The organism is Streptomyces sp. NPDC052016 (assembly GCF_044548445.1).
GTDB lineage: Bacteria > Actinomycetota > Actinomycetes > Streptomycetales > Streptomycetaceae > Streptomyces.
The window spans coordinates 138,879-156,698 of the sequence record NZ_JBIUBX010000006.1 but is presented as its reverse complement, the minus strand read 5'-3'; the positions used below and the strand labels follow the sequence as shown (position 1 = coordinate 156,698).

Genomic DNA, 17,820 nt, shown 5'->3' with positions numbered 1-17,820 from the left:
CTGGTTCCGAGCCGGTGAGGACTGGGGCGGGCTGCTGGAACCGGCGGCCCCTCCCCCGCCCGCGGAGGGCGGGGGAAACCCCGGACATGCGCACCGAGCTGCGCACATGCAGTACGTTCGGGTCATGTCCCAGCCCGCCAAGTCCTCACGTACACCAGCCACGCCCGACGCGCCGGAAAGTGCCGCAGGCTCCCGCGCGGCGGCCCAGCGGCTCAAGATGCGCCGGGAACTGGCGGCCGCGGCGATGGAGTTGTTCGCGACCAAGGGGTACGAGGCGACCACCGTCGACGAGATCGCGGCCGCGGCCGGGGTCGCCCGCCGCACCTTCTTCCGCCACTTCCGCTCCAAGGAAGAGGCGATCTTCCCCGACCACGACGACACCCTGATCCGCGCCGAGGCGGTGCTGAACGCGGCCCCCGCGCACGAGCACCCGCTGGACACGGTGTGCCGCGGGATCAAGGAAGTCATGAAGATGTACGCGGCACGGCCGGAGATCTCGGTCGCCCGCTACAAGCTGACGCGCGAAGTGCCCACCCTGCGCGAGGCGGAGATCGCGTCGGTGGCCCGTTACGAGCGCCTCTTCACCCGTTACCTCCTCGGCCACTTCGACGAGCACGCCCACGACGACGACGCCAACGACGATCCGCTGCTGGCGGAGGTCGCCGCGTCGGCCGTGGTCACCGCCCACAACCACGTCCTGCGGCGCTGGCTGAGGGCCGGGGGCCAGGGCGACGTCGAGGCGCAGCTCGACCACGCCTTCGCGATCGTGCGGAAGACGTTCGGGACGGGCATCGGGGCCGGGCGCGGCAACTCCGCCTCGCCCCGGCCGGCGCCCGCCGCCGTCTCCGCGCAGGGTGAGGTCCTGGTGACGGTCGCCCGCACCGACGCCCCGCTGGACGAGGTCATGCGGACCATCGAGCAGGCGCTCAAGGAGCGCTGACCCGCCGCCGCCCCTGTGAGAACGGCCACCCGACCGGGTGGCCGTTTTGGCACGTCAAGGGCCCTTTTCGCGTGGATTTCCGAGGGCGTTCGATCGATCATCGCTCATTTGTTACGTAAAGATTTCAGCTGAGTAGAAGTTCTGGCACTCAGTGCCTTGCGGGGTGACACGCGGTGTCATACGTTGAAGGAGTCCGGGCGGCCGGCGTGCAGAGACCATTCGTACGTCGGCTGTCCCCGCAAGCCGCTCCCGGCCTGCGCGCCCGGACGCCTGCGTCACAGGCAACCTCCCGCGCCACAAAGCGCTGCCGATCAGCACCACCCGCCGAACCGACGGCACTCCCCGAACCCTCAGCAGCACCGACGTAACCCTCAGCGCCCTTCCCTCGGGGCGCGCATCGCCGGAGGCAACACCGTGACCGTGAAGGACATCCTGGCCGCGATCCAGTCGCCCGACTCCACGTCGGAGGACTTCGCCGCCCTCCCGCTCCCCGAGTCGTACCGCGCGATCACCGTGCACAAGGACGAGACGGAGATGTTCGCGGGCCTCGCGACCCGCGACAAGGACCCCCGCAAGTCGATCCACCTGGACGAGGTCCCGCTGCCGGAACTCGGTCCGGGCGAGGCGCTGGTGGCCGTCATGGCCTCCTCCGTCAACTACAACTCCGTGTGGACCTCGATCTTCGAGCCGCTGTCGACCTTCGGCTTCCTGGAGCGGTACGGCAGGCTGAGCGAGCTCACCAAGCGCCACGACCTGCCGTACCACATCATCGGCTCCGACCTCGCGGGCGTCGTCCTGCGCACCGGACCCGGCGTCAACGCCTGGAAGCCCGGCGACGAGGTCGTCGCGCACTGCCTGTCCGTCGAACTCGAGTCGTCCGACGGCCACAACGACACCATGCTCGACCCGGAGCAGCGCATCTGGGGCTTCGAGACCAACTTCGGCGGCCTCGCCGAGATCGCCCTGGTCAAGTCCAACCAGCTGATGCCGAAGCCCGACCACCTGTCGTGGGAGGAGGCGGCGGCCCCCGGCCTGGTCAACTCCACCGCCTACCGGCAGCTCGTCTCCCGCAACGGCGCCGGCATGAAGCAGGGCGACAACGTCCTGATCTGGGGCGCGAGCGGCGGACTCGGTTCGTACGCCACGCAGTTCGCGCTGGCCGGCGGCGCCAACCCGATCTGCGTCGTCTCCTCGCCGCAGAAGGCGGAGATCTGCCGGTCCATGGGCGCCGAGGCGATCATCGACCGCACCGCCGAGGGCTACAAGTTCTGGAAGGACGAGAACACCCAGGACCCGAAGGAGTGGAAGCGCTTCGGCAAGCGCATCCGCGAGCTCACCGGCGGCGAGGACATCGACATCGTCTTCGAGCACCCCGGCCGCGAGACCTTCGGCGCGAGCGTCTTCGTCACCCGCAAGGGCGGCACCATCACCACCTGCGCCTCGACCTCGGGCTACATGCACGAGTACGACAACCGCTACCTGTGGATGTCCCTGAAGCGCATCATCGGCTCCCACTTCGCCAACTACCGCGAGGCCTGGGAGGCCAACCGGCTCATCGCGAAGGGCAAGATCCACCCGACCCTGTCCAAGGTGTACTCCCTGGAGGACACCGGCCAGGCCGCCTACGACGTGCACCGCAACCTCCACCAGGGCAAGGTCGGCGTGCTGTGCATGGCGCCCGAGGAGGGCCTGGGCGTGCGCGACGAGGAGAAGCGTGCGCGGCACATCGATGCCATCAACCGGTTCCGGAACATCTGAGGACATCCGAGGTCATAGATGACTGAGCGTCAGAAGGACCGGCCGTGGCTGATGCGCACGTACGCCGGTCACTCCACGGCCGAGGCGTCCAACGAGCTGTACCGGCGCAACCTCGCCAAGGGCCAGACGGGTCTGTCGGTCGCGTTCGACCTGCCGACCCAGACCGGCTACGACTCCGACCACGTCCTCGCCCGCGGCGAGGTGGGCCGGGTCGGCGTGCCGATCGCGCACCTCGGTGACATGCGCCGGCTGTTCCAGGACATCCCCCTGGAGCAGATGAACACCTCGATGACCATCAACGCCACCGCCATGTGGCTGCTGGCGCTCTACCAGGTCGTCGCGGAGGAGCAGGGCGCGGACGTCACCAAGCTCCAGGGCACGACCCAGAACGACATCGTCAAGGAGTACCTCTCGCGGGGCACCCACGTGTTCCCGCCGGGACCCTCGCTCCGCCTGACGACGGACATGATCGCGTACACGGTCTCCCACATGCCGAAGTGGAACCCGATCAACATCTGCAGCTACCACCTGCAGGAGGCCGGGGCCACGCCGGTGCAGGAGATCGCGTACGCGATGTCCACCGCGATCGCCGTCCTCGACGCCGTCCGGGACTCCGGGCAGGTCCCGCAGGACCGCATGGGCGACGTCGTCGGCCGGATCTCCTTCTTCGTGAACGCGGGCGTCCGCTTCATCGAGGAGATGTGCAAGATGCGCGCCTTCGGCCGCATCTGGGACCAGGTCACCCGCGAGCGGTACGGCATCCAGGACCCCAAGCACCGCCGCTTCCGCTACGGCGTCCAGGTCAACTCGCTGGGACTGACCGAGGCGCAGCCGGAGAACAACGTCCAGCGGATCGTGCTGGAGATGCTGGCCGTGACCCTCTCCAAGGACGCCCGCGCGCGTGCCGTGCAGCTCCCCGCCTGGAACGAGGCGCTGGGCCTGCCCCGCCCCTGGGACCAGCAGTGGTCGCTGCGCATCCAGCAGGTCCTCGCCCACGAGAGCGACCTGCTGGAGTACGAGGACATCTTCGAGGGTTCGCACGTCGTCGAGGCGAAGGTGAACGCGCTGGTCGAGGAGTCCCTCGCGGAGATCGAGCGGATCCAGGAGATGGGCGGCGCGATGGCCGCCGTCGAGTCCGGCTACCTGAAGTCGCAGCTCGTCGCCTCGCACGCCGAGCGCCGGGCGCGGATCGAGTCGGGCCAGGAGAAGATCATCGGCGTCAACATCTTCGAGACCACCGAGCCGAACCCGCTGACCGCCGACCTGGACACGGCGATCCAGACGGTCGACCCGGCCGTCGAGGCCCGCGTGATCGCCTCCCTCCAGCACTGGCGCGACACGCGGTACCAGCCGCCCTTCAACCACCCGCGCCCCTGCAAGGCACTGGAGCGGCTGAAGGAGGCCGCCAAGGGCACCGACAACCTCATGGAGGCGACCCTGGAGTGCGCCCGCGCCGGCGTCACGACCGGCGAGTGGGCGGGGGCGCTGCGCGAGGTGTTCGGCGAGTTCCGGGCGCCGACCGGTGTCTCGTCGGCGCCGGTGGCGGTGCCCGCCGAGGAGGGCTCGGCCCTGTCCGAGGTGCGCCGCATGGTCGAGGTGACCGCACGGGACCTGGGCGTGGGCAAGCTGCGTTTCCTGGTCGGCAAGCCGGGGCTGGACGGGCACTCCAACGGCGCCGAGCAGATCGCCGTGCGGGCGCGCGACGCCGGCTTCGAGGTGGTCTACCAGGGCATCCGGCTGACGCCGGAGCAGATCGTGGACGCGGCCCTCGCCGAGGACGTGCACGCGGTCGGCCTGTCCATCCTCTCCGGCTCGCACGCCCAGCTCGTGCCGGACGTGCTGGAGCGGCTGCGTGTGGCCGGTGCCACAGATATACCGGTGATCGCCGGTGGCATCATCCCGAATGGTGACGCCGAGCAGCTCAGGGCCGCCGGAGTGGCCGCCGTCTTCACCCCGAAGGACTTCGACATCACCGGGATCATCGGCCGCATCGTCGACGAGATCCGGAAAGCGAACAAGCTCGACCCCCTGGAGGTCCCCGCATGACCGTCAACCGTCTGCGTCCCCGCCGCTCGTGTCTCGCGGTCCCGGGAAGCAACCCCCGCTTCCTGGAGAAGGCGCAGGGCCTCCCGGCGGACCAGGTCTTCCTCGACCTGGAGGACGCGTGCGCGCCGCTCGCCAAGCCCGAGGCGCGGCACACCATCGTGAAGTTCCTCAACGAGGGCGACTGGACCGGCAAGACCAGGGTCGTGCGCGTCAACGACTGGACCACCGAGTGGACGTACCGCGACGTCGTCACGGTCGTCGAGGGCGCGGGCCAGAACCTCGACTGCATCATGCTGCCGAAGGTGCAGGACGCCCAGCAGGTCGTCGCCCTGGACCTGCTGCTGACGCAGATCGAGAAGACGATGGGCTTCGAGGTCGGCCGCATCGGCATCGAGGCGCAGATCGAGAACGCGCAGGGTCTCAACAACGTCAACGAGATCGCGCAGGCCTCCCCGCGCGTCGAGACGATCATCTTCGGCCCGGCCGACTTCATGGCGTCGATCAACATGAAGTCGCTGGTCGTGGGCGAGCAGCCGCCCGGCTACCCGGCGGACGCCTACCACTACATCCTGATGAAGATCCTGATGGCCGCCCGCGCCAACAACCTCCAGGCGATCGACGGCCCCTACCTGCAGATCCGCAACGTCGACGGCTACCGCGAGGTCGCGCAGCGCGCCGCCGCGCTCGGCTTCGACGGCAAGTGGGTGCTGCACCCGGGCCAGGTCGAGGCGTCCAACGAGATCTTCTCGCCCTCCCAGGAGGACTACGACCACGCCGAGCTGATCCTGGACGCGTACGACTACTACACGTCCGAGGCGGGCGGCAAGAAGGGCTCCGCGATGCTCGGCGACGAGATGATCGACGAGGCCAGCCGCAAGATGGCGCTGGTCATCTCCGGCAAGGGACGCGCCGCCGGCATGCAGCGCACCAGCAAGTTCGAGATTCCGGAGGGCTGAGCGCGATGCAGTTCGGGCGCACCTACGAGGAGTTCGAGGTCGGGGCGGTCTACAAGCACTGGCCCGGGAAGACGGTCACGGAGTACGACGACCACCTCTTCTGTCTCCTCACCATGAACCACCACCCGCTCCACATGGACACGAACTATGCGGAGAAGACGACCGACTTCGGCAGGAACGTCGTCGTGGGCAACTACATCTACTCGCTGCTGCTCGGCATGTCCGTGCCGGACATCTCCGGCAAGGCCATCGCCAACCTGGAGATCGAGTCGCTCAAGCACGTGGCGCCGACCTTCCACGGCGACACGATCTACGGTGAGACGACCGTGCTCGACAAGTGGCCGTCGAAGTCGAAGAACGACCGCGGCATCGTCCACGTCGAGACCAAGGGCTACAAGCAGGACGGCACCCTCGTGTGCGTGTTCCGCCGCAAGGTGATGGTGCCCACCGAGACGTACATCAAGGAGCGCGGCGGCGAGCAGCCCGGCCGCCCGGAGCCGAAGTCGCAGGAGAAGTAACGATGGCCCGTCTCGCCCAGACCGCCGGTCTGACCGACGTCCAGCAGGAGATCCTCGCCACCGTCCGCGACTTCGTGGACAAGGAGATCATCCCGGTCGCGACCGAGCTGGAGCACCGCGACGAGTACCCCCAGCAGATCGTCGACGGCCTGAAGGAGCTGGGCCTGTTCGGCCTGATGATCCCCGAGGAGTACGGGGGCCTGGGCGAGTCGCTCCTGACGTACGCGCTGTGCGTCGAGGAGATCGCCCGCGGCTGGATGTCCGTCTCCGGCATCATCAACACGCACTTCATCGTGGCGTACATGCTCAAGCAGCACGGCACCCAGGAGCAGAAGGACCACTTCCTGCCCCGGATGGCGGCCGGCGACATCCGCGGCGCCTTCTCGATGTCGGAGCCGGGCCTGGGCTCCGACGTGTCGGCGATCACCTCGAAGGCGGTGAAGGACGGCGACGAGTACGTCCTGAACGGCCAGAAGATGTGGCTGACCAACGGCGGCACGTCCTCCCTCGTGGCCGTCCTCGTGCGAAGTGACGAAGGACACCCCGAGGGCACGGCGCCCCACAAGTCGATGACGACCTTCCTGGTCGAGAAGGAGCCCGGCTTCGGCCAGGTCCGCCCCGGCCTCACCATCCCGGGCAAGATCGACAAGATGGGCTACAAGGGTGTCGACACCACCGAGCTCATCATGGACGGCCTGCGGATTCCGGAGAACCGCGTGCTCGGAGGGGTGACAGGCCGCGGTTTTTACCAAATGATGGACGGCGTGGAGGTCGGCCGCGTCAACGTCGCGGCACGTGGCTGCGGCGTCGCACAGCGTGCGTTCGAGCTCGGGGTCCAGTACGCCCAGCAGCGTCACACGTTCGGCAAGCCGATCGCCCAGCACCAGGCCATCCAGTTCAAGCTGGCCGAGATGGCTACCAAGGTCGAGGCCGCCCATGCCATGATGGTGAACGCTGCACGCAAAAAGGACTCCGGTGAACGAAACGACCTCGAGGCGGGTATGGCGAAGTACCTCGCCTCGGAGTACTGCAAAGAGGTCGTGGAGGACGCCTTCCGGATCCACGGCGGCTACGGCTTCTCCAAGGAGTACGAGATCGAGCGCCTCTACCGCGAGGCCCCGATGCTGCTCATCGGTGAAGGTACCGCCGAGATCCAGAAAATGATCATCGGCCGCAGGTTGCTCGAAGAGTATCGGTTCCAGGGATAGATGTCCGGGTTGGGGGTGTTTTCTTCGAGAAGAAGATCACACCCCGTCAATCCGCTTCCGCCGCCGACTCGGCTTCCTGGCTTACCCAGTTGCGGCCCCGAACCGCTACGATCGCGGAAAGCCGCCGTCCCCCCGTCGAAGCGCGGCATCATCCGCTACGAAGGTCATCCATGCCCCACAGCCAAACCTCTGCACCTCGCGACAGCCTGGTCGGCGTACGCCTCGCGCGCGGAGCATCGCCGTGGCTCCTGCCGACCGTCGCCACCGCAGCCGTCAGTCTCGTCCGCGCCCGCCGCTCCGGCGTCGCGAAGGCCGTCGCCGTACCCGCCACCGCTCTCGCGGCGGGCATGCTGTGGTTCTTCCGCGACCCCGAGCGCGAGATCGCGCAGGGCCGGGTCATCTCGCCCGCCGACGGAGTGGTGCAGAGCATCATGCCGTGGAAGGACGGACGGACCCGCGTCGCGATCTTCATGAGCCCGCTCAACGTCCACGTCAACCGCGCGCCGCTGTCCGGCACGGTGACGTCGGTCGAGCACATCCCCGGCGGGTTCGTGCCGGCGTTCAACAAGGAGAGCGAGAACAACGAGCGCGTCGTCTGGCACTTCGACACCGAGCTCGGTGACATCGAGATGATCCAGATCGCCGGCGCCGTCGCCCGCCGCATCGTCCCCTACATCCCGCAGGGCACGAAGGTCGAGCAGGGCGACCGGATCGGTCTCATCCGCTTCGGCTCGCGCGTCGACATCTACCTGCCCGAGGGCGTGGACGTCGCGGTCGAGGTGGGGCAGAAGACCGTGGCAGGGGTGACTCGCATTGACCGTGATTGACCCGGAGACCCAGGCGGGCTGGGTGCCCGAGGCCGACGAGGTGGACGAAGAGGAGGAGATGCCCCTCTCTCTCCGGCTGTCGATAGCGGACACCCTCACCCTCGGCAACGCCACGTGCGGCTTCATGGCGGTGTACTTCACCACCACGGGCATCCTGATCCCGCATCTCACCGGCAGCCAGGAGTCCGGCATGGCCCGCCACAGCGCGGCCACAGCGGTCATCCTGATGCTGTGCGCGGCCGTCTTCGACCTGTTCGACGGCCTGGTGGCGCGCAAGCTGCGCTCCTCCCCCATGGGGGCGGAGCTGGACAACCTCTCCGACCTGATCAGCTTCGGCCTGGCCCCGGCGTACTTCGTCCTGGTCTACGGCATGGTCGCCGACGACGCGCACCAGCGGGTGGCGGCGGTCGGCGCGATCGTCGTCCTGCTGGCGGTCGTGCTGAGGCTCGCGAGATTCTCCTGCGTCACGATGAAGGACGGCATGTTCCAGGGCATGCCCTCGCCGTTCGGCGCGCTGACGGTGGTCTCGATCGTCCTCCTGGAGCTGCCCTTCGTCGCGACGCTCCTCGCCATCCTGGGCACCGCCTGGCTGATGGTGAGCCGCGTGGAGTACCCCAAGCCGCGGGGCCGCCTCGCCGGCGCGATGCTCTCGTGGATCGTCCTGTCGATGGGCCTCCTGGCGGCCTGGGCCTTCGACGCCCCGAGCGGCCAGCTGCTCCTCCAGACGGGCTGCGCGCTGCAGCTGGTCATGGGCGCGGTGATCCCCCTGTTCGCCACGGCCCGCCGGGTGAACAACTTCCGCGACAACCGGCGGGAGGCGCGGGCGGCGCAACTGCCGTAGCGCGCGATGCTGTGCTGTGAAGGGCCCCGGACCGCTCGGTCCGGGGCCCTTCACATGTCCACCGGCCGGCACCCGCACGGGCGTCCACCGCGGCCCTGCTTCCGGAGCCCGGCCCGCGCCCACACGCCCACGCCGGCCACGGGACTCGGTGGCCTGTGCCCGCCGGCCACGGGACTCGGTGCCCTGTGCCGCCGGCCACGGGACTCGGTGCCCTGTGCCGCCGGCCACGGGACTCGGTGGCCTGTGCCCGCCGGCCACGGGGCTCGGTGCGGCGGGGGCGGGCCTCATGCGGGCCCTGCCGCGGGTCGACCTGGCGAGCGCCGGCCACGGGGGACGGCGACCGGGCCCGTCCGGCGTTGGCGGCGCGGCCCGTGCAGGGTGGTGAGGCGGCCGGTGCCGGGACCCGTGAGGCGCAGCCCGTGCAGTGCCGTGGGGCAAGGCCGGTCGAGAGCCGTGAGGCTGACGAAGCCCGCCGCACGCGCGCGCCGCTCCAGGCAGAGCCGGTCCCCGGTGAGCCGCGCGAGTCGGTCAAGGCAGCCGACGAGGTCGGTGTTGTGTTCGGTCGAGGTGAAGGAAGGGCAGCCCCGTGCAACGTCATGAGCGCAGCCCGTCCGGGGCCGCGAGGCGCGGCCCGCTGGGGCTGCCGCGATGCGCGGCCCGTACGGACCGGAGCGATGCGCAGCCCGTACGGGACCGGAGCGATGCGCAGCCCGTACGGGACCGGAGCGATGCGCAGCCCGTACGGACCGGAGCGATGCGCAGCCCGTACGGGACCGGAGCGGGTATCCGGAGGGGCGGCAGCCCTCCGGCAGGGCTGGAGCGGGAGTCCGGAGGAGCGGCAGCCCTCCGGCAGGGCTGGAGCGGATGTCCGAAGGAGCGGCAGCCCTCCGGCAGGGCTGGAGCGGGAGTCCGAAGGGCCGCAGCCCTCTGGCGGGGCCGGTGGGGCGGAGCCCCGGGGAGGGGGTGGGGATGGGCGGCGGGGGCTGGTGGCCCCCGGCCTCCGTTTCAGCTCAGGAAGTCGCGTCCGATCCGCTCCGCGACCCGCTCCAGGATGGGACCGGCCTCCGCGATGCACGTCGCGACGTCCGGCTCGACCTCCGTGAGGGGGTACGCCCGCCGGATGCCGGCCCGGCCGAGCACCTCCGGCGGCAGGGCGAGCCGCCCGCACACCGCGACGACCTCCTTGCCGGCCGCGCGGGCGGCCGCGGCGACGCCCGCGGGCGCCTTGCCGTGCAGGGTCTGCTCGTCGAGGGAACCCTCGCCGGTGATGACCAGCGAGGCCCTCTCCAGCGCCGGCGCGAAGCCCAGGACGTCGAGCATGACCTCGATGCCGGCGCGGAAGCGGGCGCCGATGAGCAGGGCGCCGTAGCCGATGCCGCCCGCGGCCCCCGCACCCGGCGCGGCGGCGTACTCTGCGGCCTTCGGGCCGACCGCCGCCTCCAGGACCTTCGCGTAGTGCCCGAGGGCCGCGTCCAGCGCCTCCACGTCGTCCGGGGAGGCGCCCTTCTGCGGCCCGTACACCGCCGGGGCGCCCTTGGGCCCGGTCAGCGGGTTGTCGACATCGCTGGCGAGGACGAGTTCCACCGAGGACAGCCGGGGGTCGAGGCCCGAGAGGTCGGCGTGGGCGAGTGCCGCGAGACCGCCGCCGCCCGGGGCGACCGGCTCGCCGTCCCCGTCGAGGAAGCGCGCGCCGAGCGCGGACAGCATGCCCGCTCCGCCGTCCGTGGTGGCGCTGCCGCCGACCCCGAACACGATCGTGCGGACGCCCGCGTCCAGCGCGGCCCGCAGCAGTTCCCCGGAGCCGTACGTGGAGGCCGTGAGCGGCGCGAACACGCCGGCCGGAAGGCGTTGCAGGCCGCTCGCCTCGGCCATCTCCACGACCGCGGTGTCCCCGCGCAGCGCGAACGCGGCGGTCACCTCGTCACCGAGGGGCCCGGCGACCCGCACCTCCCGGCGTTCGAAGCCGGCCGCGACCGCCGCGGCGACCGTGCCGTCGCCGCCGTCGGCGACGGGCAGGGCCTCCACCTCGACGTCCGGCACGACCCGGCGCAGCCCGGCCGTCACCCGCTCGGCGACCTCCACGGCCGTCAGCGAGCCCTTGAACTTGTCCGCGGCCACGAGCACCCTGCGGGTGCCCTGCGCTGCAGTGTCCGCCACCTTGCCATCCCCTTGCTCTCCGGGCCCCGCGCACGTCAGGGGCCAGTCGCGCCGCAGCGACCCTATCCGGAGGAGGCCTCCCCCGTCATGCCCGGCCCGTCCTTCGAACGGCCCCGAGCGAACCTCCGGCGGTCCTCGGTCGGCGCGCCGGCGGTCCTCGAGCGGCGACGGGGCGGCGCGGTCGGCCCCTCGATCGGGTACACCGGACCTATGACCCCTGTGGGCACCGACACCGAACTCACCGACCGCATCCTCGGGGGCTGGCTGGGCCGGATCTCCGGGAACATGCTCGGCAAACCGGTCGAGCAGGGCGACCTGTGGACGCGCGAGCGCATCGACCGCTACCTGCGGCGGGCCGCCGCCCTGCCGCTCACCGACTACCTGCCCGCTCCGGCCGCCGGGGACGACGACGCGCCGCTGCGCCCCGAATGGCGCCAGTGCGTGCGCGGCCGCATCCACGGCAGCTGCCGCGACGACGACGTGGACTACGCCATCCTCGGCCTGGACCTGCTGGAGACCCACGGTTTCGACTTCAGCACCGAGCAGGTCGGCGACCTGTGGCTGCTGCGGCTGCCGTACCTGCAGACGTTCACCGCGGAACGCGCGGCGTACCGCAACCTCGCCAACGGTCTGAAGCCGCCGCTGACGGCGACGTACGACAACCCCTACCAGGAGTGGATCGGCGCGCTGATCCGCGCCGACATCTACGGCTGGACCTGCCCCGGCGTCCCGCGCCGGGCCGCGTCGCTCGCCCGCCGGGACGCCACGCTGTCGCACACCGGCAACGGCGTGTACGGGGCGATGTGGGCGGCGGCGCTGGTCTCGGCCGCGTTCACGGCGCCGACGGTGCGGCACGCCGTCGACGAGTCGCTGGCCGTGATCCCGGCGAGCAGCCGCCTCGCCCGCGTCGTACGCCGCGTGGTCTCCCTCCACGACACCCGCATGCCCTGGGAGGACACGCTGACGACGATCGCGGAGGAGACGGCGGGCCTCGGCTGGATCCACACCGTCCCGAACGCCGCCGTCCTCACCGCCGGGCTCCTGTACGGCGACGGCGACTTCACCCGCACCATCACCCTCACCGTCCGCGGCGGTCTGGACACCGACAGCAACGGCGCGACGGCCGGATCCGTCGCCGGCGTCCTGACCGGTGCGCGGGCGATCCCCGCGCACTGGACGGAACCCCTGGAGGACACCGTGCGCAGCGCGGTGTTCGGGTTCGACGGGGTGCGGATCAGCGAACTGGCGGAGCGGACGGTACGGCTCGTGGGGGCGGACGCACCGTGACGCGGCCCGCTCGCCCGCTCCTTCGCGCCGCTCGCGAGCCGGGCCCGCGGGTCCGGGGCCTGGTTACCCTTCCAGGATGACCACTGCTGAGACTGACTTCGCCGCGTACATCGCCTCCCTGCCGCGCGTCCTGGCCGGCGCCGCCGCGCTGTTCCGGGACGCCGAAGGGCGGGTGCTGCTGGTCGAGCCCAGCTACCGTGAGGGGTGGGCGCTCCCGGGCGGCACGATCGAGTCCGACGAGGGCGAGACGCCTCGGCAGGCCGCCCGCCGCGAGACGCTCGAGGAGATCGGCCTCGACCTCCCACTGGGCCGGCTGCTCGCGGTGGACTGGGTGCACGGCACGAACCGGCCGCCGCTGGTGGCGTACGTGTACGACGGCGGGGTCCTCCCCGAAGAGGACTTCGCGGCGATCCGGCTGCAGGAGGCCGAACTGCTGTCCTGGCGGCTGGTCCCGCGTGAGGAGATCACCGACTACCTGCTGGGCTCGCTGGGCCACCGGGTACTGGCCGCACTCGACGCACTGGCGGACGGCTCGGCCACGGCCGAGCTGGAGAACGGCCACCGGGTGGCCTGACGAGCGGACTCGCGGCGTCCGGCCGGGGTGATCCCGGATCAGCCCTCGACGTCGCGGGGCTTGACGTCCACCGCGCGCAGTTCCTCGTCACGCGTGGCCGTCCGGGCCTCCGTACGGTGCCCGCGCTCGATGTAGTCCCGGACGACGAGTTCGACGGCGTCCTGGGGGTTGCCCACACCGGTGAGCACCATGACCTCGACGACGAGTTCGGCATCGAGGGAGACAGCGACCTTGGCCATGGCCGGACAGTAACACCCGCCCCGCCGCTCGATAACCTGATGGCGGGGGTGCGATGGGCCGTGGGCGGTCAGGACCACGGTCACCATCGCTCTCGATGACCCCTTGTGCCTAGAAGAGGGACGTACCGCTCTCGAAGTCCAGCAGGCGCTGCTTGCGGGCCAGGCCGCCGCCGTAGCCGGTGAGGCTGCCGCTCGCGCCGATGACGCGGTGGCAGGGGACGATGATACCGACGGGGTTCTTGCCGTTGGCGAGGCCCACCGCGCGGGAGGCGGAGGGTTTGCCGAGGGCGTCGGCGAGTTCGCCGTAGGTGCGGGTCTCGCCGTAGGGGATCTTCAGGAGTTCGGCCCACACGGTGCGCTGGAACGGGGTTCCGTGCAGGCGCAGTTCGATCGTGAACTCCTTCAACTCGCCTGTGAAGTAGGCCTCCAGTTCCTTCTCGACCGCGTCGAAGAGCGTGTCGTCGCGGGGGCCGAAGTTCTCCTCCGGGGGGCGGTGGCGCTGTTCGGTCATGTAGAGGCCGCACAGGACACCGTCGTCGGCGACGAGGGTGAGGGGGCCGTAGGGGCTGTCGACGACGGTGTGCCGCTTCGTGGTGGTCATGGGGGTCATGGGGCTCATGGTGGTCATCGTGGCGGTCTGCATGGCGTGCCCTTACACAGGGAGGAAGTTGATCGGGTGGCTGTCGGTCGCCCACAGATACTGCACGGCGTACGCCCGCCAGGGGCGCCATGCCGCCGCACGGGCGGTGAGTGCCGCGGGCGTGGACGGCAGGCCCAGCTCCTGGACCGCGCGCCGGATCCCGAGGTCGGTGGGGAGGAAGGCGTCGGGATCGCCGAGGGCGCGCATCGCGATGACGTCGACCGTCCAGGGGCCGAAGCCGGGAAGGTCGAGGAGGCGGGCCCGCGCTTCGGACCAGTCGCTCTCCACACCCAGGTGCAGGGAACCGTCGGCGAGTTGGCCGACGAGGGTGGTGAAGGTGGTGCGGCGGGTGCGGGGCATCGCCAGGGACTCGGGGTCGACCGCGGCGAGTGCCTCGGGGGACGGGAAGAGGTGGGTGAGCCCGCCGTCCGGGTCCGCCACCGGGTCGCCGTGCGCGGTGACCAGGCGGGCCGCGTGGGTGCGGGCGGCCGCCGTGGAGACCTGCTGCCCGAGGACCGCGCGGACCGCGAACTCCGCCTCGTCGACGGTGCGCGGTACACGGCGGCCGGGAGCCTTGTCCACCAGGGGGGCGAGCAGCGGGTCGGTGCGCAACTGGTCGTCGATGGCGACCGGGTCGGCGTCCAGGTCGAGCATGCGCCGGCACCGGCTGATGGCGACGGAGAGGTCCCGCAGGTCGCTGAGGGTGAGGCGGCAGCCGATGTGGTCGGGGCGCGGGGTGAGTGCCACGATGCCGTGCCCGTACGGCAGCCGCAGCGTGCGCCGGAAGGCCCCGTCCCGCCACTCCTCCACCCCGGGAACGCCGGTCGCGGCGAGGTGGCCGAAGAGGTTGTCGGGGTTGAGCGGGGCGCGGAACGGCAGTCGGAGGTGGAGCGTTCCCGGGGTGGCCGGCGTGGCCCGCGTGGCCGGGGTCACGGTGTCCCCCGGCCGGGCGGGGCCGTTCTTCCCGGTGACCCGGGCGCGCAGTTCGCTCGGGGAGAGCGCGAAGACCTCGCGCACGGTGTCGTTGAAGGTGCGGACGGAGGCGAAACCGGCGGCGAACGCCACGTCCGCCATGGACAGGTCGCTGGTCTCGATGAGCAGGCGCGCGGTCTGGGCACGCTGGGCGCGGGCCAACGCGAGGGGACCCGCACCGAGTTCGGCGAGGAGTTGGCGTTCGACCTGGCGGGTGCTGTAGCCGAGCCGGGTGGCGAGACCCGGCACCCCCTCGCGGTCGACGACACCGTCGGAGATGAGCCGCATGGCGCGGGCGACGAGGTCGGCGCGCTGGTTCCACTCCGGGGAGCCCGGGCTGGTGTCGGGCCGGCAGCGCTTGCAGGCCCGGAAACCGGCCTGCTGGCAGGCGGCGGCACTCGGCTGGAAGGTCATGTTCTCCGGCTTCGGCGCCACGACCGGACAGCTCGGCCGGCAGTAGATACCGGTGGTCAGAACCGCCGTGAAGAACCAGCCGTCGAACCGCGCGTCCTTGGACTGCACGGCACGCACACAGCGCTCCCGGTCGGTGTACATCCCGTTCTGCATGCGTCCAGCATCGACCACCGGCCGCTCCGGCGCTGGCGAGAATCCGACATCAACCTCCCGTGGCCAGCACCGGCACGGATCACCCGTTCCAGGCGCGGTCCCGCAGCAGCCGCAGACCGTTGAGCCCGACCAGCACGGTCGACCCCTCGTGCCCGGCCACGCCCAGCGGAAGCGGCAGGTGACCGACGAGGTCCCACACCACGAGGCCGGTGATGCACGTCCCCGCGATCACCAGGTTCTGCAGCACCAGCCGACGGGCGGTCCGCGACAGCCGGACGACCGCGGGGACCGCGGTGAGGTCGTCACGGACGACGACGGCGTCCGCCGTCTCCAGGGCGAGGTCCGAACCCGCCCGGCCCATGGCCACCCCGGAGTGTGCGGCGGCGAGCGCCGGGGCGTCGTTGACGCCGTCGCCCACGAACAGCACCTTGCGGCCCGCCTCGTGGAGTTCGCGGACGGCGCTCACCTTGTCCTGCGGGAGCAGGCCCGCGCGGACGTCCGTGATGCCGGTGGCGTCGGCGACGCGGGCGGCGGCCCGCGCGTTGTCGCCGGTGAGGAGGACGGGGGTGGTGCCGGTGAGGGCGGCGAGGGCGGTGGCGGCCTCGGGGGCGGCGGCGCGCAGGCGGTCGGTGAGGGTGAGGGTGCCCACCGGGGTGGCGTCGCGGGTGACGACGACCGTGGTGCCGGCGGAGTTTGGCATACCGTCGCCACGAGGACCACGGTCGACGGAATCTCGCATGCCGTCGCCACGAGGACCACGGTCGACGGAATCCCGGATACCGCTGTCACGGGGACCACGGTCGACGACATCCCGCATACCGTCGCCGGCAAGGCCGCGGTCGACGGAATCCCGGATACCGCTGTCACGGGGATCACGGTCGACAGCATTCCCCATACCGTCGCCGGCGAGAACACGGTCGACGGAATCCCGCATACCGCCGCCGGCGGGAGCACGGTCCGCAGAATCCCCCATACCGTCGTCCCCCTGCACACGGTCAACGACGGCGTCCTCCGCACGCCCGACCCCCACCACACACCCGTCGACCACCGCCGTGACCCCGCGCCCCGGGGTCGCGGTGAAGTCCTCGGCGGGGGCGAACCGCAGGCCCCGCCCCCGCGCGGCCCTCACGATCGCGCGGGCCAGCGGATGCTCGCTGGAGTGTTCGGCGGCCGCGGCCAGGGCGAGGAGGGCGTCCTCGTCGAGGCCGGAGCCGGGCAGCGGGGTGATGTCCGTGACCTCCGGGGTGCCCTCGGTGAGGGTGCCGGTCTTGTCGAGGGCCGCGGTGTCGATCTCGCCGAGGCGTTCCATGGCGACCGCCGACTTGACCAGGACGCCGTGGCGGCCTGCGGTGGCGATGGCGGAGAGCAGGGGCGGCATCGTGGCGAGGACGACCGCGCACGGGGAGGCGACGATCATGAAGGTCATGGCGCGCAGCAGGGCGCCGGTGAGGTCGGCGCCGAAGGCGAGCGGTACGGCGAAGACGGCGAGGGTGGCGGCCACGACCGCGACGGCGTAGCGCTGTTCGATCTTCTCGATGAACAGCTGGGTGGGCGCCTTGGTGCGGGAGGCCTCCTCGACGAGGGTGACGATGCGGGCGATGACGGAGTCGGCGGGGTCGCGTTCGACGCGGACGCGCAGGGCGCCGGTGCCGTTGAGGGTGCCGGCGAAGACCTCGTCGCCCGGGCGTTTGACGACGGGCAGGGGTTCGCCGGTGATGGTCGCCTGGTCGGCCTCGCTGACGCCGTCGACGACGCGGCCGTCGGCGCCGATGCGTTCGCCGGGGCGGATCAACAGCACGTCGCCGACGGCGAGTTCGGTGGTCGGTACGGTCTCCTCGCCCGCGTCGGTCAGCCGGGTCGCGGTGTCGGGGGCGAGGTCGAGGAGGCCGCGCACGGAGTCGGCGGTGCGGGCGGTGGCCAGGGCCTCCAGGGCGCCGGAGGTGGCGAAGATGACGATGAGCAGGGCTCCGTCGAGGACCTGGCCGATCGCGGCGGCGCCGAGTGCGGCGACGATCATGAGCAGGTCGACGTCGAGGGTTCTGTCGCGCAGTGCCCGCAGGCCTTCGAGGGCGGGTTCCCAGCCGCCGGTGACGTAGGCGACCGCATACAGGGTTCCGTAGGCCCACGACGGCGCGCCGCCGAGGTCCAGTCCGAGGCTCAGCAGGAAGGCGACGGTGGCCGTCAGGGCCCAGCGGGCCTCCGGGAGGCTGAGGATGCGGGTGCGGCGGGACGGGGCCGTCGAGGGGGACGCGGTGGTCGGCGGGGAGGCGAGAGTGGTGGACACGCGGCC

Annotated in this window: 15 protein-coding genes; 10 read left to right on the top strand and 5 right to left on the bottom strand. The window is 71.3% G+C overall.

All coding sequences use genetic code 11. The annotated features are described in order from the left end of the window. The first annotated feature begins 124 nt into the window (after nt 1-124). The 8 genes from ACIHAR_RS10125 (at nt 125) to pssA (ending at nt 9,094) form a co-directional block, all read left to right on the top strand. Nucleotides 125-940 (top strand): TetR family transcriptional regulator, encoded by an 816-nt coding sequence (locus tag ACIHAR_RS10125; protein ID WP_400018420.1) that lies wholly within the window; start codon nt 125-127, stop codon nt 938-940. A 414-nt stretch (nt 941-1,354) separates the two neighbouring features. After that, complete coding sequence (ccrA, locus tag ACIHAR_RS10120; RefSeq protein ID WP_365459342.1) at nt 1,355-2,698, top strand: crotonyl-CoA carboxylase/reductase; 1,344 nt, start codon at nt 1,355-1,357, stop codon at nt 2,696-2,698. Between the two features lie 18 nt (nt 2,699-2,716). Then, a complete protein-coding gene (locus tag ACIHAR_RS10115; RefSeq protein WP_365459339.1) occupies nt 2,717-4,744 on the top strand; it encodes a protein meaA in 2,028 nt (675 codons plus the stop codon). Further along, on the top strand, nt 4,741-5,700 hold the full coding sequence (locus ACIHAR_RS10110; RefSeq protein WP_365459336.1) for a CoA ester lyase: 960 nt from the start codon (nt 4,741-4,743) through the stop codon (nt 5,698-5,700). The genes ACIHAR_RS10115 and ACIHAR_RS10110 overlap by 4 nt, the downstream gene beginning before the upstream one ends. 5 nt (nt 5,701-5,705) lie before the next feature. Then, on the top strand, nt 5,706-6,218 hold the full coding sequence (locus ACIHAR_RS10105; RefSeq protein ID WP_365459333.1) for a MaoC family dehydratase: 513 nt from the start codon (nt 5,706-5,708) through the stop codon (nt 6,216-6,218). Nucleotides 6,219-6,220: 2 nt separating this feature from the next. Next, complete coding sequence (locus ACIHAR_RS10100) at nt 6,221-7,426, top strand: acyl-CoA dehydrogenase family protein (RefSeq protein WP_400018415.1); 1,206 nt, start codon at nt 6,221-6,223, stop codon at nt 7,424-7,426. 170 nt (nt 7,427-7,596) lie between these two features. Then, entirely contained in the window at nt 7,597-8,253 is a 657-nt protein-coding gene (locus ACIHAR_RS10095) for a phosphatidylserine decarboxylase (RefSeq protein WP_365459327.1), read from the top strand. Nucleotides 8,254-8,275: 22 nt separating this feature from the next. Continuing rightward, entirely contained in the window at nt 8,276-9,094 is an 819-nt protein-coding gene (gene pssA, locus ACIHAR_RS10090) for a CDP-diacylglycerol--serine O-phosphatidyltransferase (RefSeq protein WP_059254185.1), read from the top strand. 1,005 nt (nt 9,095-10,099) lie between these two features. Here pssA and ACIHAR_RS10085 read toward each other — a convergent pair. Then, a complete protein-coding gene (locus ACIHAR_RS10085) occupies nt 10,100-11,218 on the bottom strand; it encodes a glycerate kinase (protein ID WP_365459572.1) in 1,119 nt (372 codons plus the stop codon). A gap of 243 nt (nt 11,219-11,461) precedes the next feature. Between ACIHAR_RS10085 and ACIHAR_RS10080 the strand changes: the two genes are divergently transcribed. Continuing rightward, complete coding sequence (locus ACIHAR_RS10080; RefSeq protein WP_400018413.1) at nt 11,462-12,538, top strand: ADP-ribosylglycohydrolase family protein; 1,077 nt, start codon at nt 11,462-11,464, stop codon at nt 12,536-12,538. Between the two features lie 76 nt (nt 12,539-12,614). Then, nucleotides 12,615-13,112 carry an NUDIX domain-containing protein gene (locus tag ACIHAR_RS10075; protein WP_400018411.1) on the top strand — a complete coding sequence of 166 codons (498 nt, stop codon included), beginning with the start codon at nt 12,615-12,617 and terminating at the stop codon, nt 13,110-13,112. Between the two features lie 38 nt (nt 13,113-13,150). Here the strand turns inward: ACIHAR_RS10075 and ACIHAR_RS10070 are convergent, their stop codons facing one another. From ACIHAR_RS10070 to ACIHAR_RS10055, 4 genes are all read right to left on the bottom strand, one after another. After that, nucleotides 13,151-13,351 (bottom strand): DUF2191 domain-containing protein, encoded by a 201-nt coding sequence (locus ACIHAR_RS10070; protein ID WP_365459318.1) that lies wholly within the window; start codon nt 13,349-13,351, stop codon nt 13,151-13,153. Nucleotides 13,352-13,460: 109 nt separating this feature from the next. Beyond that, nucleotides 13,461-13,970, bottom strand: a complete 510-nt coding sequence (locus tag ACIHAR_RS10065; RefSeq protein ID WP_400018409.1) for a methylated-DNA--[protein]-cysteine S-methyltransferase — start codon at nt 13,968-13,970, stop codon at nt 13,461-13,463. A 33-nt stretch (nt 13,971-14,003) separates the two neighbouring features. Beyond that, nucleotides 14,004-15,530 (bottom strand): AlkA N-terminal domain-containing protein, encoded by a 1,527-nt coding sequence (locus ACIHAR_RS10060; RefSeq protein ID WP_400018407.1) that lies wholly within the window; start codon nt 15,528-15,530, stop codon nt 14,004-14,006. A gap of 79 nt (nt 15,531-15,609) precedes the next feature. Continuing rightward, nucleotides 15,610-17,814: a heavy metal translocating P-type ATPase gene (locus ACIHAR_RS10055; RefSeq protein WP_400018405.1), complete on the bottom strand. Its 2,205-nt coding sequence runs from the start codon at nt 17,812-17,814 to the stop codon at nt 15,610-15,612. Between the last annotated feature and the right edge of the window lie 6 nt (nt 17,815-17,820).

Coding starts and splice junctions, on each gene's coding strand:
- ACIHAR_RS10125 (WP_400018420.1), top strand. CDS start 125: ATGTCCCAGCCCGCCAAGTCCTCACGTACACCAGCCACGCCCGACGCG.
- ACIHAR_RS10115 (WP_365459339.1), top strand. CDS start 2,717: ATGACTGAGCGTCAGAAGGACCGGCCGTGGCTGATGCGCACGTACGCC.
- ACIHAR_RS10110 (WP_365459336.1), top strand. CDS start 4,741: ATGACCGTCAACCGTCTGCGTCCCCGCCGCTCGTGTCTCGCGGTCCCG.
- ACIHAR_RS10105 (WP_365459333.1), top strand. CDS start 5,706: ATGCAGTTCGGGCGCACCTACGAGGAGTTCGAGGTCGGGGCGGTCTAC.
- ACIHAR_RS10100 (WP_400018415.1), top strand. CDS start 6,221: ATGGCCCGTCTCGCCCAGACCGCCGGTCTGACCGACGTCCAGCAGGAG.
- ACIHAR_RS10095 (WP_365459327.1), top strand. CDS start 7,597: ATGCCCCACAGCCAAACCTCTGCACCTCGCGACAGCCTGGTCGGCGTA.
- ACIHAR_RS10080 (WP_400018413.1), top strand. CDS start 11,462: ATGACCCCTGTGGGCACCGACACCGAACTCACCGACCGCATCCTCGGG.
- ACIHAR_RS10075 (WP_400018411.1), top strand. CDS start 12,615: ATGACCACTGCTGAGACTGACTTCGCCGCGTACATCGCCTCCCTGCCG.
- ACIHAR_RS10070 (WP_365459318.1), bottom strand. CDS start 13,351: ATGGCCAAGGTCGCTGTCTCCCTCGATGCCGAACTCGTCGTCGAGGTC.
- ACIHAR_RS10065 (WP_400018409.1), bottom strand. CDS start 13,970: ATGAGCCCCATGACCCCCATGACCACCACGAAGCGGCACACCGTCGTC.
- ACIHAR_RS10060 (WP_400018407.1), bottom strand. CDS start 15,530: ATGCAGAACGGGATGTACACCGACCGGGAGCGCTGTGTGCGTGCCGTG.